Here is a 2396-nt window from a genome sequence, read left to right on the forward strand (position 1 = left end):
ATATATTTCTTTTCAAGAACTCTTACTTTAAAATTAGATTTTTGCTTTGCGCCCTAAGCGTTTCCCTCCGTGTCCTCCTCGGTTAAAAATCCAATCCCTAAACAAAGGCCGCTATCCCAGTAATCTCCTGACCTAAAATCAGCAAGTGAATATCCTGTGTGCCTTCATAAGTCACCACTGATTCCAAGTTCATCATATGGCGCATAATTGGATATTCACCAGTGATTCCCATTCCACCATGGATTTGTCTGGCTTCCCGGGCGATGTTGAGGGCCATTTCCACATTGTTTCGCTTTGCCATAGAAATATGGACGGTTTTGGCTTTGCCCTCATTCATCATCTTGCCGACCTTCCAAGCTAGGAGTTGGGCTTTGGTGATTTCGGTAAGCATTTCGGAAAGCTTTTTCTGTACCAACTGAAAACTTGCTATAGGCTTTCCAAATTGGATGCGCTCAGCCGCGTACTTTCTCGCAGACTCGTAACAGTCCATCGCAGCTCCGATCGCTCCCCAGGCTATTCCAAATCGTGCAGAATCCAAGCACATCAGCGGAGCTCCCAAACCGGATTTGCCAGGAAGAAGATTTTCCTTGGGCACTTTCACATTATCAAAAACCAATTCCCCGGTGCAGGAAGCACGAAGCGACCATTTCCCGTGAGTTTCTGGGGTAGAGAAACCTTCCATTCCTCGCTCTACAATCAAACCGTGAATTCTACCTTCTTCATTTTTCGCCCAAACTACCGCGATATCTGCCTCAGGAGAATTAGAAATCCACATCTTAGCCCCATTTAAAAGGTAATGATCTCCCATATCTTTGAAGTTGGTCACCATGCCACTGGGGTTTGAACCATGATCCGGCTCAGTTAATCCAAAACATCCCAGCATTTCTCCGGAAGCTAATTTTGGCAGATATTTTCTTCTTTGTTCCTCAGATCCAAATTTATAAATAGGATGCATGACTAAAGAACCTTGGACAGATGCGGTAGATCTCATTCCAGAATCACCTCTTTCAATCTCTTGCATGATCAAACCATAGGCTATATAATCTAATCCACCACCTCCATATTCAGTTGGGATTTGAGGGCCGAAAGCGCCAACTTCTCCGAATTTTTTCACGATTTCACTGGGGAAATGAGCTTTTTGAGCCCAATCTTCTATGTAAGGTGAAATTTCTTTTTTAACGAAATCCCTTATCGAACTTCTGATTAAAAGATGCTCCTCCGTTAATAAATCGTCGATTTGAAGGAAATCAACTCCTTCAAATAAGTCTTGTTTTTGGGTTTTCTGGATTGATTTTGACTCCATTGTATTTTGGTTAATTAGGATGAATCAGTGACTTTTGTCGAGACAGAAAATAACTGATTGATTCGAAGTAAATACTTTGCTTCCTAAAAGTCTATCTTTTTTAAAGAAATTCAATATGAAACAAGATCAATTTGATCCCAAAATCCTTGATAAGATTGAACAACTCCAAAGTAAGTTCAAAGCTTCGGGTCAAGATATGCTTTCTTATCTGGAAGGCTTATTGTATGCTGACTACCTGACTTATTGGGAATACATCAATTTGGATGTTTTACTGTCGCTTCAACAGCCAAAAACCTCCTTTCCAGATGAAAAAATTTTTATCATTTATCATCAGATTACAGAGCTGTATTTCAAATTGATTATTTCAGAAATAGAGCAAATTTCTATTCAAGAACCGATAACAGAATCATTTTTTAGAAATAGATTGGAACGAATCAATATGTACTTTGATCATTTGATAAGTTCTTTTGCGATGATGTGGAAGGGGATGGAAAGGGAGCAGTTTCTCAAATTCAGAATGTCACTATTACCTTCCAGTGGTTTTCAATCAGCCCAGTATAGAGAAATTGAATTAATGTCTGCAGATGCTTTTAATTTGGTTTCATTGAAAAGCAGAGAGGAGCACGATTATCATTCTCCGGCAGATGATTTATTTGAGCATTTATATTGGCAGCAAGGGGCGATTGAATTAGCGACAGGACAGAAGACCTTGACACTAAAGAATTTTGAGATCAAGTATGGAAAAAAGCTTAAAGAGATAATTGAACATTACAGACGTAAAAATCTATGGCAGAAGTATATAGATTGTGCAGATAAAACCGATGAGTTGACCGAAGCAATGAAACAGCTTGATCTAAAAGCGAACGTTTTCTGGCCCTTGGCACATTACAAATCTGCAGTTCGTTATCTTCAAAGAGATCCAGTTGACATAGCAGCCACTGGAGGAACAAACTGGCAAAAATATTTACCTCCGCGTTTTCAGAAAGTAATTTTTTACCCAGAACTATGGACGGATCAAGAGAAAGAAGAATGGGGTAAAGGTTGGGTTGTCAAAGAGATTTTTGGAGATGATACTCCAGGAAAATATTAAAAC

At 39.4% G+C, this 2396-nt stretch carries 2 protein-coding genes; one reads left to right on the forward strand and one right to left on the reverse strand.

Going from position 1 to position 2396, the window contains the following annotated elements; translation table 11 throughout:
- Positions 1-97: 97 nt before the first annotated feature.
- On the reverse strand, positions 98-1303 hold the full coding sequence (locus Q0L68_RS19645) for an acyl-CoA dehydrogenase family protein (protein ID WP_296705941.1): 1206 nt from the start codon (positions 1301-1303) through the stop codon (positions 98-100).
- A gap of 115 nt (positions 1304-1418) precedes the next feature.
- Here Q0L68_RS19645 and Q0L68_RS19650 point away from each other — a divergent pair, with 115 nt between their 5' ends.
- On the forward strand, positions 1419-2393 hold the full coding sequence (locus tag Q0L68_RS19650) for a tryptophan 2,3-dioxygenase family protein (protein ID WP_296705942.1): 975 nt from the start codon (positions 1419-1421) through the stop codon (positions 2391-2393).
- Positions 2394-2396: the final 3 nt, after the last annotated feature.

This window comes from Algoriphagus sp. (assembly GCF_024642405.1).
Classification (GTDB): domain Bacteria; phylum Bacteroidota; class Bacteroidia; order Cytophagales; family Cyclobacteriaceae; genus Algoriphagus.